Origin of the sequence: Actinomyces timonensis DSM 23838 (assembly GCF_000295095.1) — a bacterium.
Lineage (GTDB): Bacteria > Actinomycetota > Actinomycetes > Actinomycetales > Actinomycetaceae > Actinomyces > Actinomyces timonensis.
The window spans coordinates 846,156-866,800 of record NZ_JH806633.1 but is presented as its reverse complement, the minus strand read 5'-3'; the positions used below and the strand labels follow the sequence as shown (position 1 = coordinate 866,800).

Here is a 20,645-nt window from a genome sequence, read left to right as displayed (position 1 = left end):
GCCCACCGGCCGTGAGAGGATGGGCGCATGGCATACCGCGACATCCGCATCATCGGCGACCCGGTCCTGCGCACGGAGTGCGCGTGGATCACTGATATCGACGACTCAGTGAAGTCGCTCGTGGAGGACCTCCTCGAGACGGTGGATGAGGATGGCCGCGCGGGCCTGGCGGCGAACCAGATCGGCGTCGGCCTGCGCGCTTTCTCCTGGAACATCGACGGCGAGATCGGCTACATCCTCAACCCCCGCCTCGACGAGCTCGTCTGGGACGAGTACCAGGATGGTGAGGAGGGCTGCCTGTCCGTGCCGGGCCTCTGGTTCCCCACCAAGCGCGCGTGGTACGCGCGCGCCACGGGCATCGACCTCGATGGCAAGGAGATCGTCGTCGAGGGGGAGGAGCTCATGGGCCGCTGCCTGCAGCACGAGTGCGACCACCTCGAGGGCCACCTCTACCTGGACCGCCTGGATCGCAAGAACCGCGCCAAGGCGATGAAGGAGCTGCGCGAGCAGGGGCTGTGAGGCCCGCCGCGGCCGCGCCGGCTGCGGCGACCGCGGGCGAGCCGCCTTGAGCGGCGGCCCGCATCCTGGCATGATTCAAGGGCACGCCGCGTGCATCATGATGACCGCCCTGGAGTCACTTGGCGAGATCGTTGGGGAAGACGACCCTCGACCAATCCAGGAGGCTGTTGATCGTGAACGGTGGTTACACCCGCGGTGTACTTTTCGTGCACTCCGCCCCCCGGGCGCTGTGCCCGCATATCGTCTGGGCGGCGCAGAACGCCCTGGGCACCGAGCTCCACCTCGACTGGACCGAGCAGCCTGCCGCTCCCGGCATGATGCGCGCCGAGACCAGTTGGGTGGGGCGGGTCGGCATGGGCGCGGTCCTCGCCTCCGCCCTGCGGGGATGGGCCAACCTGCGCTATGAGGTGACGGAGGAGGCCAGCCCCGGCTGCGATGGCGGGCGCTGGTCGCACACCCCTGACCTTGGGATCTTCCACGCCCAGACCGATGTCCACGGCAACGTCGTCGTCCCCGAGGACCGCATCCGAGCCGCCCTCCAGTACGCCTCCCAGCCCGATGCCATGCGCCGCCACCTCGACCTGGCCCTGGGCCAGGCCTGGGACGACGAGCTCGAGCCCTTCCGCTACGCAGGCTCCGGCGCCCCCGTGCGCTGGCTCCACAGGGTCGGCTGACGGGCCCCGCGGAGCGCGGGCGGGCTCAGGGCCGGCGCAGCACGAGCGCCGCGTTGTGCCCGCCGAATCCGAAGGAGGTCGACGCGGCGCTCGCCAGGCCCGGCGCCTCGCGCCCATCGGGGCCGACGACGTCGAGCCCCAGATCCGCGATCTCCGGGTCGATCCCGCCGGGCAGGAGGGTCGGGGGGAGGAACTCCTCCACGATCGCCATGGCGGCCAGGACCGCCTCCAGGCCACCGGCGCCTCCGAGCAGGTGCCCGGTGGCCGATTTCGTGGCGCTGAGCGCCGCGCCGGGGACAGTCCGCGCGATGGCCCGCGCCTCGACGATGTCGCCGGCGGGCGTGGACGTGGCGTGGGCGTTGATATGGCCGAGCTCGCCCGGGGCGAGGCCGGCCTGGTCGAGGGCCTGGCGCAGGGCGCGCTCCTGCTGGGTCCCCGTGGGATCGGGGCGGGCGACATCCATGGCGTCGGCGGTGATCGCCCAGCCTGCCAGGCGCGCGAGCGGGTGGGCGCCCCGGGCTCGCGCGTGCCCGGCGGACTCCAGGACGACGACGCCGGCCCCCTCGCCCAGGACGAAGCCGTCGCGGTCGGCCGCCAGGGGCCGCGAGGCCCCCGCGGGATCGTCATTGCGCGTGGACAGTGCCCGCATGGCGGCGAAGGCGGCCACGGTCATCGGGTGCAGCGCGGCGTCGGTCCCGCCGGCCAGGACCATGTCCGCGCGCCCCAGGGAGATGAGGTCGGCGCCGTGGGCGATCGCCTCGGCCCCGGAGGCGCAGGCGGCCACGGGGGAGTGGATGCCTGCCCGCGCCCCCAGCTCGATGCCGACGGCGACCGCCGGGGCGTTGGGCATGAGGGCGGGCACCGCAGTGGGCGCCACCCTGCGCGGGCCCCGCTCGCGCAGCGCGTCCCAGGCCTCCATGACGGAGAGCACCGGCCCCATGCCGGGCGCGATGGACACAGCCAGCCTCTCGCCGTCGACCTCCGGGGAGCCGGCCTGGGCCCAGGCCTCGCGTGAGGCGATGAGCGCGAGCTGGCTGGACCTATCGAGCCGCCGCAGCTCCTTGCGGGTGAGGACGTCAGCGGGCTCGACGGCGAGGGGTGCGGCGATGCGCACCGGCAGGCCCATCTCCTCGGCCCACTCCTGGCCGATCGGGCGGACGGCGCACTCGCCGGAGCGCAGCGCCTCCCAGGTGCTCGCCACGTTGCCGCCGAGCGGCGTGGTGGCGCCCAGGCCGGTGATGACGACCTCGCTCTCGGCCTCCTGGTCAGGCAGCTGGCCGGCGCGGCGGCGGGGCTCCTCGCCGGGCACGGGGGTCAGGCCCTGCGGGCCGCGACGAGGTCGGCGAGGGCGCCCACGGTCGGAAGGGTGGGGATGAGGGCGTCCTCGAGGGTGACGCCGAAGCGCTCCTCGACCTGCGTGGCGATGGTGAGCAGCCCGAGGGAGTCGACGTCGAGGTCCTCGGCGAAGCGCGAGTCGGCGGTGATCGACTCGGGCGCCACCCCGGCCTCCTCGGCGGCGAGCTCGATGATGACGTCCAGGACGTCGGTGGTCTCCTCGGCCGTGTCAGCCATGGTGGACTCCTTGGTGGGTCGGGGCGGCGCGCGCCGCCGGATGGGTGTGATTGTCAGGGAGGTCAGGGGGAGGGAGACGGGCCGCGGGCCCGAGCGGGGCCGGGGGCTAGAGGCGCGAGGCCGCGGCGAGCCGGCCGACGAGCACCGCCATGTGGAGCATGAGCCCATCGCGGGGATTCGTCGCGTCCCAGCCCACCTGCTCGCTCACCCGCCCCAGGCGGTAGCGGACGGTGTTCGCGTGGACGAACAGGGCCCTCGCGGTGGCCTCCAGGCTCCCGCCGAGGGCCAGGTAGGTGGCGACGGTCTCCTCGAAGGGGTCGCCCATGGCGTGGAGGGGCTCGTGGACGAGGGCGAGGATCTGCTCATGGGCGAGCTCGTCGCCGGACAGGAGGCGCTCGGGGAGGAGGTCGTCGGCGCGCACGGGGTTGGGGGCCTCGGCCCAGCCCGGCAGTGCCCTCAGGCCCGCCAGCGCCGAGCGCAGGGAGAGTCCCGCGTGATCCACCTCGGCCACCACGGGGCCCACCACGGTGGGGCCGTCGAGGGAGGCGGCGATCTCCAGGGCGATCTCATCGACGCCGCGCTCGGCGCGGCTGTCCCGGCTGGGCTGGCTGTGCTGGCCCGCTGGTCCGCTGGGCGCCTCGGGGGAGGGGCCGCCCAGGATGATGATGACCGAGTCCCCGCGCACCGAGACGAGGCAGTCCTCGGCCTCCGCCCGGCAGGCGTGGCGCAGGCGGGAGGTGGCGATCGCGTCGAGCGCCGTTCGCGAGGCGATGGCGACGACGGGGCCGCGGTGGCTCCAGCCCGCCGAGCCGGCGCGCGTGGCCGCCTCCGTGGGGGTGCCGTGGAGCATGGAGTCGACGGCCACCGACTCCAGGCGCGCGTCCCAGGCGCCGCGGGCCTCGGCGGCGCGGGCGTAGACCTCCGCGGCGGCGAAGCCGACATCGCGGCCGAAGGTGAGCACGAGGATGCGGACGGCGTCGTGGTCCTCGGCGGGAACCGCCTGGGGGGCCTCCTCGACGACGACGTCGAGAACGGTGCGCACGAGGTCGAGGGTCTGGCCCAGGGTGATCGTGCCGGTGAGGGTCGCGGGGGCGACGGAGAAGATCTGGGAGGGCTTCGCCGCGCTCTCGGGCTCCTCGACGGAGTCGACGAACATGGTCACACCCAGGTGGGAGACCTTCTCGATCTGCCTGCGCGAGGCCTCGGGAAGCGTGCGGTACCAGGGGTGGGCGGCGCTGATGCGGTCGAGGGAGTGCTCGATGATCGTGTTCTGCGCCCGCCGGAGGGCCGCGACCGACGCCTCGCTCAACTCGTCCATGGTCAGATGCTACCCAGTGCGCGCGTGCCGGGGATAATGTAGAGCACCCGATTGAGGCGCGATGGGGCGGGGAATGGGGCCCGCTCCGTCGGCCCTGAGATCCTAGCGAAGGAGACAGACATGCGACCGGCGACTCGTACCGAGGTGGATCTCCTGGGATCGCGCGAGGTGCCCCTCGACGCCTACTGGGGCATCCACACGCTGCGGGCCATTGAGAACTTCCAGATCTCGGGCACGACCATCGGCGACGTCCCGGAGCTGGTCCGGGGCATGGTCCAGGTCAAGAAGGCCTCCGCCCTGGCCAACCTCGAGCTGGGGACGCTGGACCCCGAGCTCGCCGACGCTGTGCTGTGGGCATGCGACGAGATCCTCGTCGAGGGGCGGTGCATGGACCAGTTCCCCGTCGACGTCTTCCAGGGCGGGGCGGGCACGAGCCTCAACATGAACACCAACGAGGTCGTCGCCAACCTCGCCCTGGAGCACCTGGGCTACGCCAAGGGCCGCTACGACGTCGTCAACCCCAACGACCACATCAACAAGTCGCAGTCGACGAACGACGCCTACCCCACCGGATTCCGCCTGGGCCTCTACCAGGCGGTGGCCGGGATGGAGGCGGACCTGTGCGACCTCATCGACGCCTTCCTCGACAAGTCCCGCCAGTTCCACGACGTCCTCAAGATGGGGCGCACCCAGCTCCAGGACGCGGTCCCGATGAGCCTGGGCCAGGAGTTCAAGGCCTTCGCCGTCCTGCTCGATGAGGAGATCACGCGCCTCATGCACAACAGCGCGCTCCTGCTGGAGGTCAACCTGGGCGCCACCGCCATCGGCACCGGCCTCAACACGCCCCCCGGCTACCCCGAGACGGCCGTGCGCCACCTCAAGGAGGTCACCGGCCTGCCGGTCTCCGGGGCCCAGAACCTCCTGGAGGCCACGAGCGACACCGGCGCATATGTGTCCATGCACGCCACGATCAAGCGCCTGGCGGTCAAGCTCTCCAAGATCTGCAACGACCTGCGGCTGCTGTCCTCCGGGCCGCGCGCGGGCCTGGCGGAGATCCGCCTGCCCGAGCGCCAGGCGGGCTCCTCGATCATGCCCGCGAAGGTCAACCCCGTCATCCCCGAGGTCGTCAACCAGATCTGCTTCAAGGTCATCGGCAACGACCTCACGGTCACCATGGCGGCCGAGGCCGGCCAGCTCCAGCTCAACGTCATGGAGCCCGTCATCGGGCAGGCGGCCTTCGAGTCGATCCACCTGCTGCGCCGGGCCATGCGCGTCCTGCGCGACCTGTGCGTCTCGGGCATCGAGGCCAACGAGGAGGTCTGCCGGCGCAACGTGCTCGACTCGATCGGCATCGTCACCTATCTCAATGAGGTCATCGGCCACCACAACGGGGACCTCGTGGGCCGCGAGTGCGCGCGCTCCGGGCGCTCGGTGCGCGAGGTCGTCCTGGAGATGGGCCTGCTGGAGGAATCCGTCCTCGACGAGCTCCTCAGCGCGGAGAACCTCCTGCGCCCCCGGTACCGGGACGCCCACCACTACTCGGGCGCCGACCCCTCCGTCACCCCCGTCGAGGTCGCCGAGGGCGAGTAGGCCGGGCCGGCCCGCGGCGACCCGCGGGCCGGGGGGAGCGGGCCCTGCCAGCCTCTCCGGCCCGTCAGCCCTCGCGGAAGGAGACCCCGTAGCCCCCTCGGGGGTAGTGCCATGTCAGCGCCCCGGGCGCGGCCACGGCCAGGCATGTGCCGCACTCGAGGCAGGCGGCGTACTCGACGGAGATGGTCCCGTCCGGCTCCTCGCTGTACACGTGCGCGGGGCAGACCCGGACGAGGAGCCTCCCGGTGCCGGTGGCCCGGGCGATCTCCTGGTTGACGTGGATGTGGCTCTGCTCCTCGTCGGTCGTGAAGGCGAGGAAGTGGTCGTGGACCTCGGAGCTGCGCAGGCCCTTGGCGACCAGGTCGTCGAGCCTGAGCACCACGCCGACGGAGACGGACTCGGTGTTCGTGTAGAGGAACCCACCTCCCGCGCAGCCCTGGGTGGCGTCCCCCACGATGGCGTAGGCGACGCCGTCGTCCTCGGTGAGCCGGAAGCGGTCCTCGATGGTGGCGCGCGGCAGCCGTATGACGGACTTGACCCCGACGGCGAGGTTCTTCATGGGCTCCTTGTCCCGCACCCCCGCCTGGCGGGCCAGGAAGGAGTTGACGCCGTCGGCGCAGACGACCACCCGGGCGCGCAGCACGGAGACCGCGTTGGCCGGCTCGTGCAGGCGCTGGTCCCAGTAGTCGATGTCGACGGACGAGGCCTCGTTGAGGAAGGAGACGATGTTGCGGGTGATCCGCCGCTCCACCGGGGCCTTCTCGACGAAGCCCGGGAAGACCTCCTCCATGACGCGGCAGTAGAACACGCCGCCGGAGAGGTTCTTCGCCCCGGGCTCGTCGCCGCGCTCGATGAGGACCACCTCGTGCCCCTGGGAGGCCAGCTGGTAGGCGCAGACCGTGCCCGCCACGCCGCCGCCGACGACGAAGGCGTCGAAGACCTCGTCGTCCTCCTGCGCGGCGGCGGAGGTCATTGGAGCGCCTTCCCGAGCGCGGGCAGCACGGTGGTCAGGTCGCCGACGACCCCGTAGTCGGCCTGGGCGAAGATGGGCGCCTCGGCGTCGGAGTTGATCACCACGATCGTCTTCGAGTCCCTCGCCCCGGCCATGTGCTGCATCTGGCCGGAGATGCCCACGGCGATGTACAGGTCGGGGTGGACCTTCTGGCCGGAGACCCCGATGCAGCGGGACTTGGGCATCCAGTCGACGGTCTCGGCCAGGGGCCGTGAGCAGGCCGTCTCCGCCCCCAGGGCGGCGGCGACGTCCTCGAGGAGGCCGAGCTCCTCCTTGGCCTTGAAGCCGCGCCCGCCGGCGACGATGGTCTTGGCGGTCGACAGGTCCGCCTGGGCCGCCTCGGCGCCGGACTGGGCGGTGATGGAGGCGGGGTAGGGGCTCTCCTCGGTGCTGGCCGCCTCGGGCGCCACCGGCTCGCCCGCGACGGGTGAGCCGCCGGGGGCGATGATGACGATGGGCCGCGAGGAGCGGACGGTCTCGAGCGTGAGCCCGCCGTACCTCGCGCGCGTGACGGCGCCGTCGCTGATCGAGGTGACCCCGGTGAGGACGGGCGCGTCGAGCCGGGCGGCGACGGCGCCGGCGATGACGCGCTCGGCAGCGCGGTCCGCCGCGAGGATGAGGTCCCCGGGACCGGCGTCGATGAGCTCTTCGGCGTTGGGCAGGATGCTGTTCTTGCGGCTGCGCGGCTCGGGGCGGCTGAGGGAGACGACCTCGAGGGTGGCCGTGGGCGCCTCGGGGCTGACGACGTCGACCTTCTTCTTGCCCGCTGCCAGGATGTCCTTCATGCCGGGGGCCTTGACGACCGCGGCGTCTTGCGGATTTGCTGCCCACTTGTAGGCCACGGCGATAGTCATCGGCGCCTCTCCTTGTATGACGTGTGCGTGTGCTCTCGTGCTTGCGGTGCGGTGGCGCGACGTCGCGTCCCTGGTCAGGTGGTGTTCGCGTGATTCCCACGCCCCACAATTAACTGATGGGTACAATCGTGGCATGGTGAGATCGGGGTTACAAGGTCCAAGGTCCCGTCATGGTGGCAGTGGCGCCGCCTCCGACGGGCTCATGCGGCCCGCGCCCTGTGAGGACCGCTGCCGCTCCGAGGAGCCGGTGCGCCAGTGGCTGAGCGCGCTCCAGTGGGGCGCCGCCCGCCGCGCCTGGGAGCTGATGGTCGGCGCCAACCCCTGCCCGCCTGCATGGGGCGCATCTGCTACGCGCCGTGCGAGTCGGGCTGCGTCCTGGCCACCAGGCGGATGAACGGGGGAGCGGTGGGCATCAAGGGGCTCGAGGCCGCGGTGGGCGAGCTGGCCCTGCACGACGGCTGGGCGCTGGGGGAGCCGGGGGCGCCCACCGGTAAGCGCGTCGCCGTGGTCGGCTCGGGGCCGTGCGGGCTGTCCGCCTCCCACCAGCTCGTGCTCGCCGGTCATGAGGTCGTGCTCCTCGAGGCGCACCACGCGCTGGGCGGGATGCTGCGGCGCGGCATATCCGAGCGCCGGCTGCCCCGGTGGATCCTCGACGGCGAGATCTCGCGCCTGGTCGACGGGCGGATGGAGGTGGCGCTGTCCTCCCCGGTGCGCAGGATCGAGCGCGCGATGGAGGGGCGCGACGGCATGATCTGGGCAGCGGGGGCCTCGAGGTGCATGGCGGTCGTCGAGAGGGCGACGATCTGGCGCCAGCCGATCCATATGGATCGCGCCGATCGGCGCACGGCCACTGTGTCGATCGGCCGTGGCGCCCGGGCGGCGAGGGCCCTGAGCGACTATCTGATCGGGGAATCCCGCGCCGCTGATATCGCGGGCGGCCCTCGCGGATCGGGGCCCGATTCCGTGGGCGCCGGCTCGGTTCTTCCCCCGAATACGCGGATGATGGCCGATGTGGCCGATGTGGCCGATGAGGTCGGAATGGCCGGGCGTTGTATCCTTTGCGGGTCGCGCGGGGCCCTTCAGCGCCCTCGGTGATCTGAGAACGGCTCGGGCTCGCGCGGAAGGACGATGAGGGAATGACGCATGGGAGCCGCAGGATTGAGTGACCAGGACGATGCCAACGGACGGGCGAGGAACTCCCGGAGGGATCCCGAGCTCACCCGGTCGGAGATCCTCGAGGCCGCCGTCCACGAGTTCGCCGCTCATGGCCCCAACGGCGCCCGCACCGAGGACATCGCCCGCCGGACCAATACCTCCAAGCGGATGATCTTCTACTACTTCGAGTCCAAGAGCGGCCTTTACCGAGCCGTCCTGGAGGAGAACTACCTGCGGATCCGCGCTCTTGAGTCCGCGCTCTTCCTCGATGATCTCGAGCCCCCGGCCGCTCTTCGGGAACTCGTCCGGGCCTCCCTCGCGCACTACGAGCGCCATCCGGATCTGGCGCGCATTGTCGCCATGGAGAACCTCATCATGCACGGCGCCGTCGCCGAGGGCATTGAGGAGTTCAAGAGGATCAATGGTTCCGCCGTCGAGACCATCTCCAGGATCCTGGAGCGCGGCCGCCTCAGCGGGGACTTCGCGACAGGACCGGATGCCCCCAGCGCCCTCGATGTGCACCAGGTCCTGTCCGCCCTCATTTTCAACCGGATCGAGCACCGCTCGACATTCCGGCTCGCATTCGGGCGCGACATGCTCGGCGACGACGCGCCCCATGTCCGCTCGCTCATCGAGCGGACGGTGCTCGGCATGGTCCTCACCTGCCCGCATCGGGAGAACTGCCGCTGCCTCGCCGAGGGCTCCGCCGCCGATCCGGAGGAGCCAGCCCGGCGAAGCGGCGCTTGAGGGAGACCCGATCGATCTTGCCCGAGCCGGTCATCGGCAGGCCATCCAGGTGCTCCACGAGCTCGGGCGTCTTGAACTTGGCGACCCCCTTGCCGACGAACCACTGCCTGAGCGCCGGGATGTCGAGCCGCGGCTCACCCGGGCGCGTCACCAGGCACGCCAGGGAGCATTCCCCCATGACGGGGTCTGGAACCGGGACCACTGCGGCCTGCTCGATCGAGGGGTGGTCCATGAGCACGCGCTCGACCTCGCAGGGGCTGGCGCGTGTCCGGGTCGACGATCCTCACCTCTGCGGCAGGGCAGGCGCTCCCGTCGGTGGTCAGCACCCGCTCGTCGGAGTCCTGGAAGGTGGTGAGCGTGTGAGGGGCGTGCTCGGTCGAGCCGTACACCGAGTACAGGCGCACCCCCAGGGCGCGGGCCCGCTCGAGGAGGCGCCTGGGCACCGGTGACCCGCCGCAGCACAGGAACCGGAGCCGATCGAGGCGTGCCCCGTGGCCCTCGCACTGGCACAGGATGATGTCGATGACGGCGGGCACAGACATCCCGCAGGTCGCCCCGTGCTCCTGGAGGAGCCGCGCCATCTCGGCGCCATCGGTCGAGTCGCACAGGACGGAGGCGCCGCGGGTGAGGACCGGCATGATGACGCCGTGGAGGAAGCCCGTGGCATGGCCCAGGGGGCGAGGGCATGAAGATGGCGTCGTCGCATCCCAGGCGCAGGGCGTAGGCGAAGGCCTCCTCGGAGGCGATCATGTTGTTGTGCGAGAGCATCACCCCCTTGGGGGCCGCCTCGGAGCCGGAGGTGAACAGGATCGCGGCGATGTCGTCGCCCGCCGAGCGCCTCCAGTCCTCGCGGGCCAGAGGAGCCGTGTCGCGCACGACATCCTCGAAGCGGCGCGCCCCGGCAGCCAGGGGCTCGTCCTCGGGCGCTCCCACGAGCAGGACGTCGCGCACCGGCCCCGGCGAGGCGAGGAGCTCGCGGGCCATGGCCGCGTAGTCGGCGCGGCGGAACCGGTCGGGCAGGATCGCCACCCTCGGCTCGCACTGCTCGACCACGTCGGCCCACTCGGCAAGGCACGCCATGGGGGACAGGGGGACGATCGTTGCCCCGCTCTTGGCCACCGCGATGAGCACCGGTAGGAACTGCGACCAGTTGGGCAGTTGGACGGGGACGAGGTCGCCGGGCCCGACGCCGCGCTCGACGAGCCACGACGCGAGCCTCGACGACGCTGCGTCCGCCTCGGCATAGGTGTAGGAGCGCCCCGCCCGGTCGACGACCGCCAGCGCCTCGGGGCTGGCGCGCACCGCCAGGTCCCACCAGTCGATGAGGCCGTGGTCCCCCCCCACCAGCCGCTGCGCCGCCAGGCCGATGCCCGGGCGGCTGGCGCGGGCCTACGGCCCCGCCGCTCCCATACCGAGGTGCCCATCATGCTTCCCTCCCGATCAACGATGCCCTGGAGTGCCCGGCCGCCCGCCCTGGGCGGGCCCGGACGTCACAGTCGGGCCGCGTACTCCTTCTTGAGGCGGCGCGCAATGACGATGGACTGGATCTGGTTGGTCCCCTCCATGATCTGGAAGACCTTGGCGTCGCGCATGATCTTCTCCACCGGGTACTCCTTGGTGTACCCGTTGCCCCCCCCCATGACCTGGACGGCGTCGGAGACGACCTCCTGGAGGACGTCGGTGACGAACTGCTTGGTGATCGCCCCGTCCTTCTGCACGTCCTGCTCCTCGTCGACGAGCCGCATCGTGTGCTCCACCAGCGCGCGCGAGGCGACGATCTTGGCCGACATGCGCGCGAGCATGTCCTGGACCATCTGGAACTCGAAGATCGGCTTGCCGAACTGCTCGCGCTGGAGGGCGTAGACGGCGGCCTCGTCGAGGGCGCGCTGCATCATCCCCACCGCGATCGTCGCCATGAAGGGCCGTGAGATGTCGAGCCCGGATATGGCGATGCGGAAGCCCTCGCCCTCGGCGCCCACGAGGTGATCCGCGGGCACCCGGACGTCGTTGAGCGTGAGGTCCAGGTGTTCGAGGTGCGCAGGCCCATCTTGTCCTCGTGGCGGCCGTGGGAGAGGCCCTCGCGGTCGGCCTCGACGAGGAAAGTCGAGATGCCGTGCGCCCCGGCGCTCGGATCGGTCTTGGCGGAGATGAGGTAGATGTCCGCGATCCCGCCATTGGTGATCCAGCACTTCTGCCCGTTGAGGACGTAGTCGTCGCCGTCGCGCACGGCGGTGGTGCGGATCGCCGCGGCGTCGGAGCCGGCGCCCGGCTCGGAGATGGCGAAGCAGCCCAGGCCGCCGTCGGCGATGGTGTCGGCGAAGAGGCGGGCCTGCTCGGGGGTGCCCGCGATGAGGACGTTGCGGAAGGCCACGAACGTCGACACGAGCGTGATGGCGTAGCCCGCGTCCACCTTGCCGAGATCCTCGAAGAGCATAGCGCCGGTGCGGTAGTCGATGCCCGCCCCGCCGTACTCCTCGGGCAGTTCCAGGAGGTGGAGCCCGAGCTCGAAGGCGGGGGCGAAGTCGGAGCGCTCGCACTGGCTGTCTCGATCGCGCTGGGCGACGTGCGGGGCGACCTCGCTCCACACGAACTCCTTGACCGAGTCGAGGAGGAGCTGCTGCTCGTCGGTGAGGGTGGTTGTCATGGCTGCCGGCCTTTCTCTGTGATCGGGTGGGCTGGGGCGCTGGCGCGCCCGGGGCGCGCCGAGGCTCGTGAATGCGCGGCGTCGAGATCCTCGGCGCGTGAGAGATGGGTCTCGGGGCTCGCCCACGCGGCGAGCGCCACCGAGAGTGTGAGGAGGAGAGTGAGGCCCCCGACGATGAGGACGATGGATCCCGCGCCGCTGCCCGGAGGGCACAGCCCGGCGAAGACCATCGCCATGAGGGAGGAGGCCGCGGTGCCGATGTTCTGCCCGATGGCCATGCCCGTCACCCTCGTGGCGGTGGGGAAGAGCTCGGGGAAGAACGACGGGAAGACGGCGTTGTACCCCTGGTAGAGGACGCCCCACATGGCCAGGCCGATCACGAGCGTCAGCCAGAGCCGCCCATGGGTGATGGCCCACAGGTAGGCGAAGGAGAGGGCGCCCATGAGCGCCATCGTCAGGATGAGCGTGCGACGGCGCCCGACGCGGTCGCCCATCGCCTCGAGTGTGAAGGCGCCGACTGGACGGGCCAGGTAGCCCACCCCGAAGGTCCCCAGGGAGGCGATGATCGCAAGACTGGGATCATCGGAGGGGAGGAACACCGATGGGAAGACGAGGGCGGCGGCCTGCGTGTAGATGAAGAAGTCGTAGAACTCCAGCATGGAGCCGACGGCCCCGCTCGTGGGTCGGAGGTGCGGCATCGCGCTGCTCCTCGGCTACGCCGCTGGCACTGAGGCGAGCCGGCGCTTCTCGACGCGGTCGACCATGACGGCGACCCCGACGCCCACCAGCGTGATGATGGCGTTGAGCAGGACGACGTTGCCCGGCGCGCTGGCGACCCATGGCTTGGCGAGTTGCTGGAATCCGAAGGCCCCCACGGCGGAGGCGATCATCACCAGGGAGGTCATGAGCCCGCGGGACTGGGGGGAACAGCGAGTTCGCCAGCGAGGTCACCAGCTGGAGCACCCCGCCCGCGGCGGTCCACCCGATAATGAACCCACCGGCGGGCACGATCCAGGCCGCGTGGATGAAGTACACGGCGAGCAGCGTGATGGCGGAGATGAGCGGGTAGACGACGATGATCTGGGTGACGCGCACCCGCGTCAGCAGAACGGTCGAGACGAGGATCGCCACCATCGCGCCCGCCGCGTACCAGCTCTGGGTGCTCCCGGGATCGGCCATGCCGTAGGCCTTGCCGAGCTCCTGGTTGGAATTGCCCCAGAGGGTGAAGGTGGTGATCGTGGTGGCGCCCAGGACCATGATCATGAGGACCGTCGTGTCGAAGCGGAAGCCCGCGGCGCTCTCGGCGCTGGCGCTCGCCGCGGCGTCGCCATGGGAGGCGTTGGGCGGGAAGGGCGAGAGCGCGAGCCCCACGATGACGACGGCGATGATGACGGCGTAGGCGATGTAGATCGTCCGGAACCCGCCGTCGTGGCCCGACCCGCCCGTGTGGGAGATGAGGAAGGGCAGGAGGAACTGGGCGACGAGGATCGCGAACTTGAGGAAGAGGTTGGCGATATGCGCCTTCGACTCGAAGACCTCCGACAGCGCCGGGTAGACGGCGGGGTCGAGGAAGCCGTTGCCCATGCCGGCAACGACGCACATGACCACGCCCATGGTGGACGAGCCCACCATGATGATGCCGATGAAGGACAGGGCGAGCAGGGCGGCGCCGATGATGGCGCCCAGGCGCCGGGAGACGCGGTCGGCCACCGGCCCGGCGAGGGGATAGGCGATGAGCCGCCCGACCATCATCCAGGCGATGGCCGAGAAGACGCCCTCGACGCTCGTCGACCACTGGATGGCCAGGGCGGGCTTGTACTGGGCCTGGGCGAAGAGGGAGAAGCCCAGCACGAAGTAGGACAGGTAGAGGAACGCGGCGGTGATCCAGTACTTGCGACTGGAGGCGCCTGAGGCGGGAGTCGTAGTCGTGGTCATGGGGGGTCCTTCCCAGGTCGGTCGGGTGCTCTCAGGGGTGTGACCCGGGGATGGATGGAGAGTTCCTCATACGCGCGGCGTGGTGCCGATGACGGCGCCAGAGGCGAGGCGGTCCGCGATCTGCTCGGGGGAGTAGCCGAGCTCGGCCATGACATCCGCGGTGTCCGATCCCTGGGCACGCGTCAGCCGGAGCTCCGGGTCCCCCTGGGAGCTGAAGCGCACAGGGTTGGTCGGGATCATCCGCTGCGCCCCCGAGGCGCAGGTGACGGTGCGCAGGACATCATTGGCCCACGCCTGCTCATCCTCCTAGACATCCGTGGGGAGCTGGCAGGCCTCGATGGGGATGTCATTGCTGAGGAACAGATCGAGCCAGTACTGGCGGTCCCTCGTGGCGAAGGCCGCGTCGAGGATGTCGACCACCTCGCCGTTGAGGCCCTGGTCATTGATCGTGTCGCAGATGTTGTACCGGGTGTCGCCGGTGAGGTCCTCGCGCCCGAGCAGCGTCATGACCTTGTCGAAGTCGTGGTCGTACTCGGGCGCGCACAGCGTCATGATGAGCCCATCGCGGGCGACATAGGTGTTGTTGAAGGGGTTGATGACCTCGCGGCGGTCCTTGGGGTAGGCGCTGCCGTACTGCGCCGCCACCATGGCCGTGTTGAGCATGAACACCCCGGAGTGGAACAGGGAGGTCGTCACGTAGTCCCCCTGCCCGCTGCGCTCGCGGCCCAGGAGGGCGGCGAGGATTCCCGAGGCGAGCACGAAGGAGACCTGGAAGTCCCCGTAGCCGTTGGGCGGGATCATGGGGCTGGAGCCCCGGTTGACCGTGGTGCCCAGGACCCCGCCGCGGGACATGCACGCGGTCATGTCGAATCCGGCGGCGTCCTTGAGGGGGCCCTTGGCGCCGAATCCCAGGACCTGGGCCATGACGAGCCTGGGGAAGCGCTCGTGGAGGGTCTCGAAGTCGTAGCCGAGTTTGACCAGGGACTTCACACGTGTGGAGGTCAGGAAGACGTCGGCGTCGGCGAGAAGTCGGTCCATGACCTCGCGCCCGGCCTCCTGGCGGAGGTCCAGGGTGACGAAGCGCTTGTTCATGTTCGACATGTCGAAGCCGAGGTTCTCGTCGTCGGTGTAGGGCGTGCCGAAGACGGCGCCCTGGGTGCGGCCGGGATCGCCCTTGGGCGCCTCGACCTTGATCACATCGGCGCCCCACTCCCCGAGGATCCGAGCCACGGTGGGAGCTGCCAGGAATGCCGTCATGTCGACGACCTTGATTCCGCTGAGGAAGTTCATGTCTTCCTCGGTTCTCGTGAAGGTTCTGACAGGTGCGCCCGGGGGCGGCGTCGCCGCGCGCCCCCGGGCGGGAGGGCGCCACTGGTGGCCGGGTCGGGCTCGTGCCATCCGGTCGCCGGTGGCGCTCAAGGGGCCTGGTTCAGGAGTTCCAGAGATCGCCGCCGCTGGTGATCAGGCCCCTGGCGGCGGTCGTGCGCTGGACGGAGGGCGGCCCCTCCTCGAGCCACATGGCGCGGCAGTCGCGGTAGAGCCGCTCGGCGGGGCCGTACTCGCACTCCTCGAAGTAGCCGATGCCACCGAGGATCTCGAGTATGTTGTCCGAGACGATCTTGACGGCGTCGATCGAGGCGAGCTTGCACAGCGAGGCCTGGGTCATCGGGTCCTCTCCGGCGTCGTAGCGACGGGCGGCGTCGTGGATGGCGGAGCGCAGCAGGTAGATCCACTTGCCGGACTCGGCGATCATCGTCTGGATGGCCTGCCGCTTGATGAGCGGCTTGCCGAAGGTGATCCGCTCCTTGGCCCGCGCGATCGACATCTCCAGCATGCGCTGGGCCATGCCGAGGTTGGAGTCGGCGATGTGCAGGCGGGACAGGCCCAGGGAGTACATGGCGACGTGGAGGCCCTCGCCGACCTCGCCGAGGCGGTACTTGTCCGGGACCCGGCAGTCGGTGAAGCGCAGGCCGGCGTGCCCGGCGCCACGGCAGCCCATCATGTGGGGCATGTCGACGATCTCGTAGCCGGGGGTGTCGGTGGGCACGAAGAAGGCAGTCAGGCGCTTGTCCTTGTCCGCCTCGGGGTTGGTCAGGGTGATGAGGTAGGTGCCGTCCGAGCAGTCGGTGTGGGAGATGAGGGTCTTCTCCCCGTTGATGACCCACTCGTCGCCGTCGCGCACTGCGGTTGTCTTGATGTCGGCGCCGGAGCCCGCCTCCTTCTCCGTCAGGGCGAAGTTGACGAAGAGGGTCTTGTTCTGGAAGCGGGGCATCGCCCACTCCTTGAGCTCCGGCTGGGCGAAGTCGTCCATGATGCGCCAGTTGAGACCGGCCGCGTGGTGCAGGTGCATGCGCATGCCGCCGGGTCCGCGCGAGAACTCCTCCTGCACCTTCATGATCTCCAGGGTGCTCAGGCCCCAGCCCCCGTACTGCTCGGGCATGTAGAAGCGGTAGAGGTTGTGCTCCTTGGCGAGCTCGTAGAACTCGTCCGGGAACTTGTTGGTCACCTCGATCTCGGTCTGGAGCTCATCGAAGGGGCCCTGGGCGAGCTCCCGGATCTCCATGAGGTATTGCTGGAACTCCTCGTCGTTCTTCGGCTTCGATGTGATCATCGGCGTCTCCTTCGACGGCGTCTGTCTGATCGGTGCGTGCCCGCGGGCCCGGTGAGGGGCGCATGGGCCTCGGCCGCCCGTGATATGAACTAACCGGGTAGTACAAACGCTGGATGTGAATGGTGGCACAGTCGAGGGATCGAAGTCCCCGGCCAGCGATCACGTCCATCGGAGGGGCGAGCGCGCCGCCGGGGAGGCGCGGAACTGGCGCGGGAGCCAGGGCGCCCCCGGCGGGGTGCGGGGGAGTCTCCCACTGGGAGCGGCGCGCGAGGCGGTGAGCGTTGACGCGACGGGGCCCGGCTGGTGATCGACACCAGCCGGGCCCCGTCGCTATGGATGAGCGCCGGGCTCAGGCCTCCCCACCGTCGGAGCCGGAGGTGCCGGCGTTGACGTTGGTCAGGTCGTAGCGGGCGATCGCCTGGGCGACGACGTCGCGCCCGAGCTTGCCCTCATCGGCCAGCGCCTGCAGCGCCTTGACGACCACGGAGGCCGAGTCGATGAGGAAGAAGCGGCGCGCGGCCGGACGCGTCTCGGAGAAGCCGAAGCCATCAGCGCCCAGCGTGTGGTAGCTGCCGGGCACCCACTTGCGGATCTGGTCGGCGACGAGGTGGTCGTAGTCGGACGTCGCGATGAACGGGCCCTGCGTCTCCTGGAGCCGGGAGGTCACGAAGGGCACCCGCTGCTCGCCGGTGGGGTTGAGGAAGTTCTCCCTCTCCGCGGCCAGCGCGTCGCGGCGCAGCTCGTTCCAGGAGGTCACGGACCAGGTGGAGGCGCGCACGCCCCAGTCCTCGGCGAGCACCCGGCGGGCCTCCTCGATCCAGGGCAGGCCCACGCCGGAGGCGAGGAGCTGGACCTCGGGGCCGTCGCCGTCGGCCGGGCCGGACAGGCGGTGGATGCCCTTGATGATCCCCTCGACGTCGACGTCCTCGGGCTCGGCCGGCTGGTGGATCGGCTCGTTGTACACGGTGAGGTAGTACATGACGTCGCGGTTGCGCCCGGACTCCGGCCCGTACCAGCGCTCGAGGGCGTCGCGCACGATATGCCGGATCTCGTAGGCGTAGCCGGGGTCGTAGGTGACGACGGCCTCGTTCGTGGCGGAGATGAGCGGGGAGTGCCCGTCCATGTGCTGGGTGCCCTCGCCCGCCAGCGTCGTCCGGCCGGCGGTGGCGCCCATGATGAATCCGCGCGTGAGCTGGTCGCCGGCGGCCCAGAACTGGTCCGCGGTGCGCTGGAAGCCGAACATCGAGTAGAAGATGTACACGGGGATCATCGGCTCGCCGTGGGTGGCGTAGCTCGTGCCGACCACCTGGAAGAGCGCGGCGGAGCCTGCCTCGTTGATGCCGGTGTGCATGATCTGGCCGTCCGTGGACTCGCGGTAGGACAGCATCATCTCCGCGTCCACGGGCGTGTAGTTCTGGCCCTGGGTGTTGAAGATCTTCTTCGTGGGGAAGAGCGACTCCAGGCCGAAAGTGCGCGACTCGTCGGGGACGATCGGCACGATGCGCCGGCCGATGCCATCCTCCTTGATGAGCTCCTTGAGGAGCTGGACGAAGGCCATGGTGCTGGCCACCTCGCGCTTGCCCGAGCCGCCCTTGAGGGTGTCGTAGGGGCGGTCCCCGGGCAGCTGGACCTGCGTGGGGGCGTCGCGGCGCTCGGGCAGGAATCCGCCGAGCTGGCGGCGGCGGTCCATCATGTAGAGCAGGGCGGGGTCATCCGCGGCCGGCCGGTAGTAGGGGGGCATCTTCGGGTTGGCCTCGAGCTGCTCGTCCGTGATCGGGATGTGCAGCCGGTCGCGCAGGCCCTTGAGGTCCTCCAGGGTCAGCTTCTTCATCTGGTGGGTGGCGTTGCGCCCGGCGAAGTGGGAGCCGAGCAGGTAGCCCTTGACCGTGTGGGCCAGGATGACCGTGGGCTGGCCCTTGTGCTCGGTGGCGGCCTTGTAGGCGGCGTACATCTTGCGGTAGTCGTTGCCGCCGCGCTGGAGGGCCCAGATCTCCTCGTCCGTCCAGTCCTTGACCAGGGCGGCGGTGCGGGGGTCGCGGCCGAAGAAGTGCTCGCGGACGTAGGCGCCGTCGTTGGCCTTGAAGGTCTGGTAGTCGCCGTCGAGCGTCTCCATCATGACGTGCTCCAGGGCGTGGTCCTTGTCCGCGGCCAGGAGCTGGTCCCAGCCGCGGCCCCACAGGACCTTGATGACGTTCCAGCCGGCGCCCTTGAAGGAGGCCTCGAGCTCCTGGACGATCTTGCCGTTGCCTCGCACGGGGCCATCGAGCCGCTGGAGGTTGCAGTTGATGACGAAGGTGAGGTTGTCGAGCTGCTGGCTGGCCGCGAGCTGGAGCATGCCGCGCGACTCGGGCTCGTCCATCTCGCCGTCGCCCAGGAAGGCCCAGGTGTGCTGCTGGCTCGTGTCCTTGATGCCGGCTCCGGCGAGGTAGCGGTCGAACCACGCCTGGTAGATCGCCTCGGCCGGGCCCAGGCCCATGGAGACCGTGGGGTACTCCCAGAAGTCGTCCATGCGGCGCGGGTGCGGGTAGGAGGGCAGGCCGCGGCCCTTGCCGCGCGCGGGGTGGGAGACCTCCTGGCGGAAGCCGTCCAGGTCGTCCTCGCTCAGGCGGCCCTCGATGTAGGCGCGGGCGTAGTTGCCGGGGGAGGCGTGGCCCTGGAAGAAGACGTGGTCCCCGCCGCCGGGGTGGTCCTTGCCGCGGAAGAAGTGGTTGAAGCCGACCTCGTAGAGGGTGGCGGTGGAGGCGTAGGAGGAGATGTGCCCGCCGACGCCGACGCCCGGGCGCTGGGCGCGCGTCACCATGACGGCGGCGTTCCAGCGCAGCCAGCGGCGGTAGGCGCGCTCCATCGTCTCGTCGCCGGGGAAGTAGGGCTCGTCCTCCACCGGGATGGTGTTGATGTAGGGCGTGGTGGTCTGCCCGGGCACCGTGACGTTCTTCTTACGGGCCTCGGCGAGCATCGACAGCAGGATGAAGCGCGCGCGGGGGCCGCCCTTCTCCGCGATGAGGGCGTCGAGGGACTCGCGCCACTCCTGGGTCTCCTCGGGATCGTTGTCGGCGACCTTCGTCAGGAGGCCATCGATGAGGGGTGTGGCATCGCTGGTGGGGCTCACGGAATCCTCTTCCTTGCGTCGTTCCGATGGATTGGAGGGCGCTGGCGGGCTGGTCGGCCGGGCTTCGCTGCCGCGAGTCCGGTGGTCCGGTCCACCGCGAGCCCAGGGTCGGCCCGCGTCCTGTTGGGACCTAATCTACGGTGTCTGAGGGCTGTTCAGGACGGTCGAGGGGGAAAGAAGTCCTAAGCGGCTTGTGAGGTCGGGCACGTGGTGGCGCGCCGTCCGGAGGCTCCGCGGCGCGCCGAGGATCGGACAGGCGCTTGCGCGGGAGGCCCTCATGCGGTGGGCTATGCACAGGTCCCACAGGGGGCCAAGCGGGGGCGCTGAGCCCGGAAGGACGGTAGCGGGATAGTGGCGAGCGCAGCGGGCGGGGCTTTCGGCTTCGCCTCCGGTCTCATCATCCAGGAGTTCGGGTACGACGACGATGCCGACCCAGCCCTGAGGCAGGCCGCCGAGGCCCAGACCGGCACGGAGCTGGTGGATGAGGACTACGAGGATGTGGTCGACTCCGCCATCGTGTGGTGGCGCGCCGACGACGGCGATATCGACGATCTGACGGACCTGCTCGTGGACGCGCAGGCCAACCTCGACGGCGATGGGATCATCTGGGTCCTCACCCCCAAGGCGCGCACGGCTGGTGCTGTGGCGTCGGCGGATGTCGAGGAGGCGGCGACGACGGCGGGCATGCACGCCACGTCGACGGCCTCGATGGGCGATTCCTGGAGCGGCACCCGCGTCTCCAGCCGGCGCCGCTGAGGCGCCGGGGCTGGACGCCCATTCGAGGGGCGCCCTGAGGGACCTGTAGCTCAGCTGGTAGAGCAACGCGTTTACACCGCGTCGGTCGTCGGTTCGAGTCCGGCCGGGTCCACTGCGTCGTCCGCGCGCACGATGGTTGTGGACGCGCG

21 protein-coding genes, 1 tRNA gene and 2 pseudogenes are annotated in these 20,645 nt (G+C 70.4%); 7 read left to right on the top strand and 17 right to left on the bottom strand.

Features of this window, described 5'->3' with window-relative positions; all coding sequences use genetic code 11:
- Positions 1–27 precede the first annotated feature (27 nt).
- The gene (locus A1QA_RS0110050; protein WP_017178779.1) at positions 28–519 is read left to right on the top strand and encodes a peptide deformylase; all 492 of its coding nucleotides are present in this window, start codon (positions 28–30) and stop codon (positions 517–519) included.
- Between the two features lie 173 nt (positions 520–692).
- Positions 693–1,193 carry a DUF3145 domain-containing protein gene (locus tag A1QA_RS0110045; RefSeq protein ID WP_026048854.1) on the top strand — a complete coding sequence of 167 codons (501 nt, stop codon included), beginning with the start codon at positions 693–695 and terminating at the stop codon, positions 1,191–1,193.
- A 25-nt stretch (positions 1,194–1,218) separates the two neighbouring features.
- On the opposite strand, the gene A1QA_RS0110040 is transcribed toward A1QA_RS0110045, so the two are convergent.
- From A1QA_RS0110040 to A1QA_RS0110030, 3 genes are all read right to left on the bottom strand, one after another.
- Entirely contained in the window at positions 1,219–2,466 is a 1,248-nt protein-coding gene (locus A1QA_RS0110040) for a beta-ketoacyl-ACP synthase II (protein WP_026048853.1), read from the bottom strand.
- Positions 2,467–2,507: 41 nt separating this feature from the next.
- Positions 2,508–2,765, bottom strand: a complete 258-nt coding sequence (locus tag A1QA_RS0110035; protein ID WP_017178776.1) for an acyl carrier protein — start codon at positions 2,763–2,765, stop codon at positions 2,508–2,510.
- A 106-nt stretch (positions 2,766–2,871) separates the two neighbouring features.
- Positions 2,872–4,083, bottom strand: a complete 1,212-nt coding sequence (locus tag A1QA_RS0110030; RefSeq protein ID WP_017178775.1) for a PucR family transcriptional regulator — start codon at positions 4,081–4,083, stop codon at positions 2,872–2,874.
- 120 nt (positions 4,084–4,203) lie between these two features.
- On the opposite strand from A1QA_RS0110030, the gene aspA reads away from it, so the two are divergent.
- A complete protein-coding gene (gene aspA, locus A1QA_RS0110025; protein WP_026048852.1) occupies positions 4,204–5,673 on the top strand; it encodes an aspartate ammonia-lyase in 1,470 nt (489 codons plus the stop codon).
- 64 nt (positions 5,674–5,737) lie between these two features.
- Here aspA and A1QA_RS16560 read toward each other — a convergent pair whose 3' ends face one another.
- The 3 genes and pseudogenes from A1QA_RS16560 to A1QA_RS0110015 form a co-directional block, all read right to left on the bottom strand.
- Positions 5,738–6,034 carry a ferredoxin family protein gene (locus A1QA_RS16560; RefSeq protein WP_425265736.1) on the bottom strand — a complete coding sequence of 99 codons (297 nt, stop codon included), beginning with the start codon at positions 6,032–6,034 and terminating at the stop codon, positions 5,738–5,740.
- Between the two features lie 144 nt (positions 6,035–6,178).
- Positions 6,179–6,646, bottom strand: a pseudogene (locus tag A1QA_RS16555) (FAD-dependent oxidoreductase); the annotation flags it as partial.
- Positions 6,643–7,539: an FAD-binding protein gene (locus A1QA_RS0110015; RefSeq protein WP_017178772.1), complete on the bottom strand. Its 897-nt coding sequence runs from the start codon at positions 7,537–7,539 to the stop codon at positions 6,643–6,645. The gene A1QA_RS0110015 and the pseudogene A1QA_RS16555, both read right to left, overlap by 4 nt.
- A 255-nt stretch (positions 7,540–7,794) precedes the next feature.
- Between A1QA_RS0110015 and A1QA_RS0110010 the strand changes: the two genes are divergently transcribed.
- Together A1QA_RS0110010 and A1QA_RS14325 are read left to right on the top strand one after the other, a co-directional pair.
- Positions 7,795–8,634, top strand: a complete 840-nt coding sequence (locus A1QA_RS0110010; protein ID WP_154652350.1) for an NAD(P)-binding protein — start codon at positions 7,795–7,797, stop codon at positions 8,632–8,634.
- A gap of 63 nt (positions 8,635–8,697) precedes the next feature.
- Positions 8,698–9,441: a TetR/AcrR family transcriptional regulator gene (locus tag A1QA_RS14325; RefSeq protein WP_167320655.1), complete on the top strand. Its 744-nt coding sequence runs from the start codon at positions 8,698–8,700 to the stop codon at positions 9,439–9,441.
- Here A1QA_RS14325 and A1QA_RS16815 read toward each other — a convergent pair.
- The 11 genes and pseudogenes from A1QA_RS16815 to aceE all read right to left on the bottom strand — a co-directional run bounded on the left by A1QA_RS16815 (position 9,353) and on the right by aceE (position 19,740).
- Complete coding sequence (locus A1QA_RS16815) at positions 9,353–9,673, bottom strand: AMP-binding enzyme (protein WP_082181203.1); 321 nt, start codon at positions 9,671–9,673, stop codon at positions 9,353–9,355. The genes A1QA_RS14325 and A1QA_RS16815 overlap by 89 nt on opposite strands.
- Positions 9,576–10,115 (bottom strand): AMP-binding protein, encoded by a 540-nt coding sequence (locus A1QA_RS16710; RefSeq protein WP_279625149.1) that lies wholly within the window; start codon positions 10,113–10,115, stop codon positions 9,576–9,578. Before A1QA_RS16710 ends, A1QA_RS16815 begins: the two co-directional genes overlap by 98 nt.
- A 25-nt stretch (positions 10,116–10,140) precedes the next feature.
- Positions 10,141–10,743: pseudogene (locus A1QA_RS16810) on the bottom strand (AMP-binding protein); the annotation flags it as partial.
- 188 nt (positions 10,744–10,931) lie between these two features.
- Positions 10,932–11,357, bottom strand: a complete 426-nt coding sequence (locus A1QA_RS16325; protein WP_244266126.1) for an acyl-CoA dehydrogenase family protein — start codon at positions 11,355–11,357, stop codon at positions 10,932–10,934.
- On the bottom strand, positions 11,333–12,085 hold the full coding sequence (locus A1QA_RS14315; protein WP_208853911.1) for an acyl-CoA dehydrogenase family protein: 753 nt from the start codon (positions 12,083–12,085) through the stop codon (positions 11,333–11,335). Before A1QA_RS14315 ends, A1QA_RS16325 begins: the two co-directional genes overlap by 25 nt.
- Positions 12,082–12,783, bottom strand: a complete 702-nt coding sequence (locus A1QA_RS0109985) for an MFS transporter (protein ID WP_017178767.1) — start codon at positions 12,781–12,783, stop codon at positions 12,082–12,084. Before A1QA_RS0109985 ends, A1QA_RS14315 begins: the two co-directional genes overlap by 4 nt.
- Complete coding sequence (locus tag A1QA_RS14310) at positions 12,665–14,020, bottom strand: MFS transporter (RefSeq protein ID WP_051000585.1); 1,356 nt, start codon at positions 14,018–14,020, stop codon at positions 12,665–12,667. The genes A1QA_RS0109985 and A1QA_RS14310 overlap by 119 nt, the downstream gene beginning before the upstream one ends.
- Positions 14,021–14,086: 66 nt before the next feature.
- A complete protein-coding gene (locus tag A1QA_RS16320) occupies positions 14,087–14,260 on the bottom strand; it encodes a hypothetical protein (RefSeq protein ID WP_017178766.1) in 174 nt (57 codons plus the stop codon).
- A gap of 66 nt (positions 14,261–14,326) precedes the next feature.
- Positions 14,327–15,310: a CaiB/BaiF CoA transferase family protein gene (locus A1QA_RS14305; RefSeq protein WP_017178765.1), complete on the bottom strand. Its 984-nt coding sequence runs from the start codon at positions 15,308–15,310 to the stop codon at positions 14,327–14,329.
- 139 nt (positions 15,311–15,449) lie between these two features.
- A complete protein-coding gene (locus A1QA_RS0109970; protein WP_017178764.1) occupies positions 15,450–16,631 on the bottom strand; it encodes an acyl-CoA dehydrogenase family protein in 1,182 nt (393 codons plus the stop codon).
- A gap of 349 nt (positions 16,632–16,980) precedes the next feature.
- A complete protein-coding gene (aceE, locus tag A1QA_RS0109965) occupies positions 16,981–19,740 on the bottom strand; it encodes a pyruvate dehydrogenase (acetyl-transferring), homodimeric type (RefSeq protein ID WP_017178763.1) in 2,760 nt (919 codons plus the stop codon).
- A 351-nt stretch (positions 19,741–20,091) separates the two neighbouring features.
- Between aceE and A1QA_RS0109960 the strand changes: the two genes are divergently transcribed.
- Positions 20,092–20,496: a DUF3052 domain-containing protein gene (locus A1QA_RS0109960; RefSeq protein WP_017178762.1), complete on the top strand. Its 405-nt coding sequence runs from the start codon at positions 20,092–20,094 to the stop codon at positions 20,494–20,496.
- A gap of 39 nt (positions 20,497–20,535) precedes the next feature.
- Positions 20,536–20,608, top strand: a tRNA-Val gene (locus tag A1QA_RS0109955).
- Positions 20,609–20,645: the final 37 nt, after the last annotated feature.

Excerpts from the sequence above, each read along its gene's own strand:
- A1QA_RS0110030 (WP_017178775.1), bottom strand. The coding sequence starts at position 4,083 with ATGGACGAGTTGAGCGAGGCGTCGGTCGCGGCCCTCCGGCGGGCGCAG.
- A1QA_RS0110035 (WP_017178776.1), bottom strand. The coding sequence starts at position 2,765 with ATGGCTGACACGGCCGAGGAGACCACCGACGTCCTGGACGTCATCATC.
- A1QA_RS0110050 (WP_017178779.1), top strand. The coding sequence starts at position 28 with ATGGCATACCGCGACATCCGCATCATCGGCGACCCGGTCCTGCGCACG.
- A1QA_RS16320 (WP_017178766.1), bottom strand. The coding sequence starts at position 14,260 with ATGATCCCGACCAACCCTGTGCGCTTCAGCTCCCAGGGGGACCCGGAG.
- A1QA_RS14315 (WP_208853911.1), bottom strand. The coding sequence starts at position 12,085 with ATGACAACCACCCTCACCGACGAGCAGCAGCTCCTCCTCGACTCGGTC.
- A1QA_RS0109985 (WP_017178767.1), bottom strand. The coding sequence starts at position 12,783 with ATGCCGCACCTCCGACCCACGAGCGGGGCCGTCGGCTCCATGCTGGAG.
- A1QA_RS14305 (WP_017178765.1), bottom strand. The coding sequence starts at position 15,310 with ATGAACTTCCTCAGCGGAATCAAGGTCGTCGACATGACGGCATTCCTG.
- A1QA_RS0109970 (WP_017178764.1), bottom strand. The coding sequence starts at position 16,631 with ATGATCACATCGAAGCCGAAGAACGACGAGGAGTTCCAGCAATACCTC.
- A1QA_RS14310 (WP_051000585.1), bottom strand. The coding sequence starts at position 14,020 with ATGACCACGACTACGACTCCCGCCTCAGGCGCCTCCAGTCGCAAGTAC.
- A1QA_RS0110015 (WP_017178772.1), bottom strand. The coding sequence starts at position 7,539 with ATGACTATCGCCGTGGCCTACAAGTGGGCAGCAAATCCGCAAGACGCC.
- aspA (WP_026048852.1), top strand. The coding sequence starts at position 4,204 with ATGCGACCGGCGACTCGTACCGAGGTGGATCTCCTGGGATCGCGCGAG.
- A1QA_RS16815 (WP_082181203.1), bottom strand. The coding sequence starts at position 9,673 with ATGGACCACCCCTCGATCGAGCAGGCCGCAGTGGTCCCGGTTCCAGAC.
- A1QA_RS16325 (WP_244266126.1), bottom strand. The coding sequence starts at position 11,357 with ATGGCGACGATCGCGGTGGGGATGATGCAGCGCGCCCTCGACGAGGCC.